Genomic DNA, 7,349 nt, shown 5'->3' with positions numbered 1-7,349 from the left:
CAATGTCCGACCCACAACACACGGGGGTATGAGGGGCCGGAACCAATAATCAATATTGGCACTGACATTCATCGACACACTATTGAGTTCTCAAAGAACAGGCGCACACACTTCCGCTCCAGGTTCTAACTGGGGCTTCTGTGAGGCAACTTTTCTATCTTAGCCAGTCCATGACTCGGAGTCAAACACCGTCTGGACCTGCTTCGTCAGGCGCTCCTCGTCCTACCTCGTTTCCCAGGCCCTCGGGGCTCCGGGTCGGTGTCCGTGTCGCTCTGACGTTGAATAAGTTACGCGGCGGAGAACATCACGTCAAATCGCCACGTCAGAGGGATGTTCATGCAGGTCAGGGGCGTGCGGAAGGCCTTGAAAGCGGCCTGAATCACACGGATGTGACTCAGGCCACCAAGATCAATTTCCGCCGGCCCGCAGGACGCCGGCGAAGTTGCGCTTGCCGCGGCGCAGCACCAGCCACCGATCGTGCAGGTAGTCGCCGGTTCCTGGGACCCAATCGATGTCGGTGATGCGCTCGTTGTTCACCGAGGCACCGCCCTCGTTCACCGCGCGACGGGCCGCGCCGCGGCTCTCGCACAGCCCGGAGGCCACCAGCAGGTCGACGATGGTGTCCGGCTGGCCGGGGGCGATCTCGGCGACGGTGCCGTCGACGGCGGCCTCACGCAGTGCCGCGGCGAGGGTCGGCTCGTCGAGCTCCCGCAGATCGGCACGGCCGAACAGGGCCTGGCTGGCCAGCTGCACCGAGCGGGTGTGCTCGGGGCCGTGCACCAGGTCGGTCATCTCCGCGGCCAGGCGGCGCTGAGCCTCCCTGGCGTGCGGGCGTTCGGCGGTGGCCTGCTCGAGTTCGGCCAGTTCCTCGCGGTCGAGGAAGGTGAACCAGCGCAGGTACCGGACGACGTCGGCGTCGGCGGTGTTCACGAAGTACTGGTACCAGGCGTACGGGCTGGTCATCTCCGGGTCGAGCCACAGGCTGCCGCCACCGGTGGACTTGCCGAACTTCTTGCCGTCGGCCGAGGTCACCAGCGGGACGGTGAGCGCGTGCACGTGGGCGCCGTCGACGCGGCGGTTGAGCTCGACGCCCGCGATGATGTTGCCCCACTGATCCGAGCCGCCGACCTGGAGCACGCAGCCGTGGTTGCGGCGCAGCTGTAGGTAGTCGTTGGCCTGCAACAGCATGTAGCTGAACTCGGTGTAGGAGATGCCTTCGCCGTCGAGCCGGCGTTTGACGGTGTCGCGGGCGAGCATGACGTTGACCGAGAAGTGCTTGCCGATATCGCGCAGGAAGTTCACCGCCGACAGCTGCCCGGTCCAGTCCATGTTGTTGACGATCATCGCGCCGGTCGGCGAATCGTCGATGTCGACGAAGCGTTCGAGCTGGGAGCGGATGCGGCCGGCCCATTCGGCGACGGTGTCGGCGGAGTTCATGGTGCGCTCGCCCACGTCGCGTGGGTCGCCGATGAGGCCGGTGGCGCCGCCGGCCAGCACGATCGGCCGATGACCCGCGCGCTGGAATCGCTTCAATGCCAGCAGCGGCACCAGGTGACCGGCGTGCAGGCTGGCCGCGGTGGGGTCGAACCCGGCGTAGAGGCTCTGCGGGCCCTCGGCCAGCGCGGCGCGCAGGGCGTCGAGGTCGGTGGACTGCGCGATCAAGCCGCGCCAGGTCAGTTCGTCGATGATGTGGCCGCTCACGCCGTCTCATCTTTCCGTACGGCGGTCCCGTGCCGATGCGCAGGTCCCGGCGCAAATCGCGCGACCGGCCACAGGTGCTCCGGCCCAAGACGGCGACGGCCACCTGGTACGACGCCGGCAGCGTCGCGACCAGATGGCCGCCGGACCGATCACCGCCAACCCGACACGTGATCGATCGCGGAAAGCACGACACGGCGATCGGTGGTTACCGATCGCCGGTCGTGCTCAGGGTCGGGTCATCGCGAGAGTGCGTTGCGCAGGTCGGCGATGGTGGCGCGGCGCTCGTAGGCGATCCAGGCGAAGATCGCGGCCAGCACCAGCGGGAAGATCGACATCTCGGGGGCGTCGGCGACGAAGGCCTGGGTGGCGGCGGCCAGCACGGTCAGCACGCTCAGGCCCGCGGCGGCCAGTGCGCTCAGCTTCGGCACCATCAGCCCGATACCGCCGGCGACCTCGACCACGCCGATGAAGATCAGCAGCCCGATCGGGATGGTCAGGTTCTCCGGTGCGTTGTCCACCAGCGACTGCGGCATCACGAGCTTCGGGCCGCCGGAGGCGATGATGAAGAACAGGCCGAGAACGATCTGCAAGGTCCACAGGACGCGGTTGCGGACGGTGCCGGGACGGTAGGAGACGGCGGGGGCGGCGATGTTGGCGGTCATGTCGATTCCTTCGGGTCGTGCGCGCCGGGTTGGTAGCGCGTTCACCAGAAGAGACGGACCCCTCGCGCGGAATTCATCGCACCCGCCGAGAATTTTTCCGCGACCACCGGCACCGGTCACGCGCAGAAGCCGCGGAGAGCCGAAAAGCTCAGGTGAAGACCGGTTGTCCGGAAGCAACCCCGTGGCAGCATTCGCGCCGACGAAACGCAGTCAGGCGCTGCGCTCCACGCGGGGAGCTCGCGGACTGCGCCGATACGCCGAGACGGCAGCGGAACCCGGCAACCACAACCGCCACGGACGGTCGGCGGCCAGACTCACGCCGACCCGCGGGCCGACGGCGATCGCGGACGGATCCAGCACCGGGCCGAGCTCGAGCCGGATCGGGGACTCGGGGTCGAACAGTCGAGTCCCGTAGTCGTCCAAGGTGATTCCGAGTGCGCTGCCGAGATTGCCTGGCCCGCGCGCCAGGTCGTGCCCGTTGCGGGCAGCGGCGCGGCGGGCGCGGGCCACGTCCTCACCTGCGACGACCTCACCGGAGCGGATCAGCACGGCGCTGGCCACACCGTCGGGGCCGCTGGTGACATTGACGCAGGTGTGCATCCCGTAGCTGAGATAGACATACAGCACGCCGGGTGGGCCGAACATGACGGCATTGCGCGGGGTGCGGCCGCGCCCGGAGTGCGCCGCCGGATCGTGCCACGGTCCCGCCGGGTCTCCCCCGTAGGCCTCGACCTCGACGATGCGCACGCCCACCGGACCCGACCACAGCGTCGCGCCGAGCACCCGGCGCGCGGCCGCCAGCGGTTCGACGGCAAGTTCCTCGGCACTCACCCCTCGGATTCTCCCAGCCGGGTGCCGTCGCATCATCCAGGCACCCGGTGTCGGGGTGGTGTCAGGGTGGTTCCAGGGCCGTTGTCAGGGGCGGTCCCCGATGTGCCGGGACGCCGGTAATACCTAGCGTCAGAATATGTTTCGCAGGTCGAGAGCAGTTCGCCGTCTGATGATCATCGTCGTTCCGGCGTTGTTGGTGGTGGCGCTCGCCATCGGCGTCGGCGTGACGCTCGTGTATCAGCGGGCGGATGTCTCGACGGTGGGCAGCGTGGACTTCACCGACGAGTTGCCGGTTCCGCCGTTGGCGCATTCCCGGGTCGAGGCCGACGGTACCCGGGTGTTCGACCTGCGGATGCAGGCCGGTCGCACGGAGTTCCGGCCGGGGCGCTTCACCGAAACCTGGGGTTTCAACGGCGACTATCTCGGCCCCACGCTGCGGGCGGCGCGCGGTGAGACCGTGCGCGTCCGGGTGCGCAATACGCTGCCGGATGCGTCGACGGTGCATTGGCACGGCATGCATCTACCTGCGGCGATGGACGGTGGACCGCATCAGATGGTCGCGTCCGGCGCGGAGTGGACGCCGCAGTGGACGCCGCAGTGGACGATCGATCAGCCGGCGGCGACCCTGTGGTACCACCCGCATCCGCACGGCGAAACGGAATCCCATGTGCGGCGTGGGCTGGCCGGGATGTTCATCCTCGACGACCCGGCGGCCGACGCCGCCAGGCTGCCACGGACCTATGGAGTGGACGATCTGCCGATCATCGTCCAAGACGTGAAATTCCGCGGCGACGAATTCGACGGCAGCCACGCCATGTTCCGTGACGTGGGGTTTCTCGGGAATCAGACCATGGTCAACGGCTCACTCGCCCCGTACCGCATGGTCGGCGACGAGCTGGTGCGACTTCGCCTGCTCAACGCCTCCACCGCACGCACCTACACCTTCGGTTTCTCCGACGATCGCGCGTTCGCGCTCATCGGCACCGACGGCGGTCTGCTGGAACGCCCGGCCGAACTGAACCGGATCCGGCTGTCGCCGGGTGAGCGGGCCGAGATCGTCGTCCGGTTCCAGCCGGGCACGCCGACCGTTTTGCGGAGTTACCCGCTCGATGCCGGGCTGGGTTTCTGGACCCAGCGTTTCAGCGGCGGCGACGACACCTTCGACCTCATGGAGTTCCGGCCTGCCGCCGTGTTGCGGCCGTCGCCACCGCTGCCGGCGGCCCTGGTGCGGCACGAGCACGCCGATGTCGCCGGCGCGACCGAGCGTGCGTTCGAGCTGAGTTCCGGTTCGATCAACGGGCAGGCGATGGCGATGGACCGCGTCGATTTCGCGGTGACGCGCGGCAGCACCGAGATCTGGACGGTCCGCAATGTCGACGGGATGCCGCACAACTTCCACGTCCACGATGTGCAGTTCCGCGTGCTCGAGCGCGACGGGTCGCCGCCACCGGTGGATCTGTCGGGGCCGAAGGACACGGTGTTCGTGCCGCCGGGTGGTTCGGTGCGGCTGGCCCTGCGCTTCGACGGGCCCGCCGATCCGGATATGCCGTACATGTATCACTGCCATCTGCTCTGGCATGAGGACACCGGGATGATGGGCCAGTTCGTGGTCGTGGAACCCGGCGGTGTCGCGGGGAAGCCGCCTGTTCACGGGCATTGACCAGCGTTTTCCGGTTCCTGATTGCGCTCTGCGGCTCGACGGCGCAGAATTCATCACACAGTGAATTCAACACTCGATGAATTGAGGCGGCCATGTCGCAGACCCCGTCATCGCCCGCCGTCGACGTGGACGGTCTCACCGTTCGCCGTGGCGGACGCGAAGTGCTGCACGAGGTGTCACTGACCATCCCGCGCGGATCCATCACCGGCCTGCTCGGGCCGTCCGGATGCGGGAAGACCACGCTGATGCGCTGCATCGTCGGCACCCAGATCGTCGCCGCCGGCGAGATCACGGCGCTGGGGCTGCCTGCCGGATCGGCGGCGCTGCGCAGGCGCATCGGATACGTGACCCAGTCCCCCAGCATCTACTCCGACATCAGCGTGCGCGAGAACGTTGCGTATTTCGCCGCGCTCTACGGCGCCGAACGCGGCGATATCGACGAAGCGCTCGGCGCGGTGGGCCTGCTGGACTACCAGCACCAGCGCGGCGACGAATTGTCCGGCGGGCAGCGCACCCGGGCCTCGCTGGCCTGCGCGCTGGTGGCCGGGCCGGAACTGCTCGTGCTCGACGAACCGACCGTCGGGCTGGACCCGGTGCTGCGGGTCGATCTGTGGAAGCAGTTCCGTGAACTCGCCGCCGGCGGAAAAACCCTGCTGGTGTCCAGCCATGTCATGGACGAGGCCGACCATTGCGATCAGCTACTGCTCATGCGCGAGGGCAAGGTGCTCGCCCAGCTCAGCCCCGACGAATTGCGTCGCCGCACCGGCGAACAGAACCTCGAACAGGCCTTCCTGAGCCTCATCACGATGGGACAGTCAGCATGAGCACCGTCGTCGACCGCGTCCCCGCCCGCCGGATGACGCTGCGTCCGTATCTGGCGACCACCAGTCGCATCCTGCGCCAGCTGCGCAACGACCATCGCACGGTGGCGATGATTCTGGTCGTCCCAGCCCTGCTGATGACGTTGCTGTACTTCATCTACGAAGACACACCGAAGGCGCCGAACCAGACCACGACGCTGTTCGACCGCGTCGGCATCAGCATGCTCGGCATCCTGCCGTTCATCGTGATGTTCCTGATCACCGCGATCGCCATGCAGCGCGAACGCACCTCGGGCACGCTGGAGCGGCTGCTCACCACCCCGCTGTCCAAACTCGACCTGCTCGCCGGCTACGGCACCGCGTTCTCCTCGGCGGCCGCGGCGCAGGCGGTGACGGCGTGCCTGGTGTCGTTCGGGCTGCTCGGGCTCAACGCGGCCGGGAGTCCGGGCTGGGTGGTGCTGATCGCGGTCCTGGACGCGGTGCTCGGTGTCGCGCTCGGGCTACTGGCCAGTGCGTTCGCCCGCACCGAATTCCAAGCGGTGCAGTTCATGCCGGTGGTCGTGGCCCCGCAGATCTTTTTGTGCGGGCTGTTGGTGCCGCGCAACCAGCTGCCCGAGTGGCTGGAGGTGATCAGCAATGTGATGCCGTTGAGTTACGCCGTCGACGCCTTGCAGCAGGTGTCGGTGCATGCCGAACCGACCGCGGCGATGTGGCGGGATCTGGCCGTGGTGGCCGGTTTCGCGGTGGTGGCGCTGGTTCTCGGGGCCGCGACGTTGCGGCGGCGCACCCCGTGAGCGGCGCCGCGGCCGCGGCCGACGACAGCGTCGCATCGCCGGACACGCGGGCCGGCCGGACCGGGCGACGACCTGGGCAGTCCGGAGCGAAGGAGGCGATCCTCGATGCGGCGCGGGCGCGGTTCGCCGACGCCGGCTTCGGCAAGACCTCGATCCGGGCGATCGCGGCCGACGCCGGCGTGGATCCCGCGCTGGTGCATCACTACTTCGGGACCAAGCAGCAACTGTTCGCGAAGGTCGTGGAGATGCCGATCGATCCGGAGATCACGCTGCGGGCGATCGATGCGGCGCCGCTGGATCAGCTGGGCGAGACGATCGTCCGGGCGGTGGTGTCGGTGTGGGATTCCCCCGCCGGCGCGGGGGTGGTGGCGATGGTGCGCAGCTTCCTCGGCGGCACCGGCCCGTCGCTGACCCGGACCTTCCTGCTCGAGGTGGTGCTCGAACGGATCCGCTCACGCATCGCGACAGCCGAAGACGACGGCACGCTGCGGGTGAATCTGGCGGCCTCGCAGATGGTCGGGCTGCTGGTGGCGCGCAAGATCGCGCTGCTGGAACCGATGGCGTCGCTGCCGCTACCGCAGGTGGTGGCGCTCATCGGGCCGACGGTGCAGCACTACCTCACCGGCGATCTCGGTGCGGGCGAGGTTCAGGATTCGGAGAACTGAGCGCTTAAACGCTCGTGTTCGGCGTCGTCGACGTCGCGGGCTTCGTCGATGAGCAGCACCGGGATGCCGTTGTCGATCGGGTAGGCGCGGCGCAGGCGCGGGTTGTAGAGCACGCTCGCGCCCTCGTCCGTGCGCACCAGATGCAGCGGGCCCTTGTCCTGCGGGCAGGCGAGCAGGCTGAGCAGGGTCGGGTCGACGGTGGTTTCCTCCGGCAT

The 7,349-nt window shown here is 68.2% G+C and carries 8 protein-coding genes; 4 read left to right on the top strand and 4 right to left on the bottom strand.

Annotated elements, in window-relative coordinates; genetic code table 11:
* Positions 1–408 precede the first annotated feature (408 nt).
* The 3 genes from tyrS to FEK34_RS06550 form a co-directional block, all read right to left on the bottom strand.
* On the bottom strand, positions 409–1,701 hold the full coding sequence (gene tyrS / locus FEK34_RS06560) for a tyrosine--tRNA ligase (RefSeq protein ID WP_138446905.1): 1,293 nt from the start codon (positions 1,699–1,701) through the stop codon (positions 409–411).
* Between the two features lie 236 nt (positions 1,702–1,937).
* A complete protein-coding gene (locus tag FEK34_RS06555; protein WP_138446904.1) occupies positions 1,938–2,363 on the bottom strand; it encodes a DoxX family protein in 426 nt (141 codons plus the stop codon).
* Between the two features lie 210 nt (positions 2,364–2,573).
* On the bottom strand, positions 2,574–3,194 hold the full coding sequence (locus FEK34_RS06550) for a DNA-3-methyladenine glycosylase (protein ID WP_212748708.1): 621 nt from the start codon (positions 3,192–3,194) through the stop codon (positions 2,574–2,576).
* A gap of 169 nt (positions 3,195–3,363) precedes the next feature.
* Between FEK34_RS06550 and FEK34_RS06545 the strand changes: the two genes are divergently transcribed.
* The 4 genes from FEK34_RS06545 (at position 3,364) to FEK34_RS06530 (ending at position 7,134) form a co-directional block, all read left to right on the top strand.
* A complete protein-coding gene (locus tag FEK34_RS06545; protein ID WP_138446903.1) occupies positions 3,364–4,854 on the top strand; it encodes a multicopper oxidase family protein in 1,491 nt (496 codons plus the stop codon).
* A 92-nt stretch (positions 4,855–4,946) separates the two neighbouring features.
* Positions 4,947–5,678, top strand: coding sequence for an ABC transporter ATP-binding protein (locus FEK34_RS06540; protein ID WP_138446902.1), 732 nt, complete (start codon positions 4,947–4,949; stop codon positions 5,676–5,678).
* Positions 5,675–6,469 (top strand): ABC transporter permease, encoded by a 795-nt coding sequence (locus tag FEK34_RS06535; RefSeq protein ID WP_432760929.1) that lies wholly within the window; start codon positions 5,675–5,677, stop codon positions 6,467–6,469. Before FEK34_RS06540 ends, FEK34_RS06535 begins: the two co-directional genes overlap by 4 nt.
* Positions 6,466–7,134 carry a TetR family transcriptional regulator gene (locus FEK34_RS06530; RefSeq protein ID WP_138446901.1) on the top strand — a complete coding sequence of 223 codons (669 nt, stop codon included), beginning with the start codon at positions 6,466–6,468 and terminating at the stop codon, positions 7,132–7,134. Before FEK34_RS06535 ends, FEK34_RS06530 begins: the two co-directional genes overlap by 4 nt.
* Here FEK34_RS06530 and FEK34_RS06525 read toward each other — a convergent pair.
* The gene (locus tag FEK34_RS06525; protein ID WP_138446900.1) at positions 7,116–7,349 is read right to left on the bottom strand and encodes a Trm112 family protein; all 234 of its coding nucleotides are present in this window, start codon (positions 7,347–7,349) and stop codon (positions 7,116–7,118) included. The genes FEK34_RS06530 and FEK34_RS06525 overlap by 19 nt on opposite strands.

The organism is Nocardia cyriacigeorgica, assembly GCF_005863245.1.
Taxonomy (GTDB): Bacteria; Actinomycetota; Actinomycetes; order Mycobacteriales; family Mycobacteriaceae; genus Nocardia; species Nocardia cyriacigeorgica_C.
Note: the sequence above shows the minus strand (reverse complement) of the source record. Positions and strands in the feature narration are given on the sequence as shown.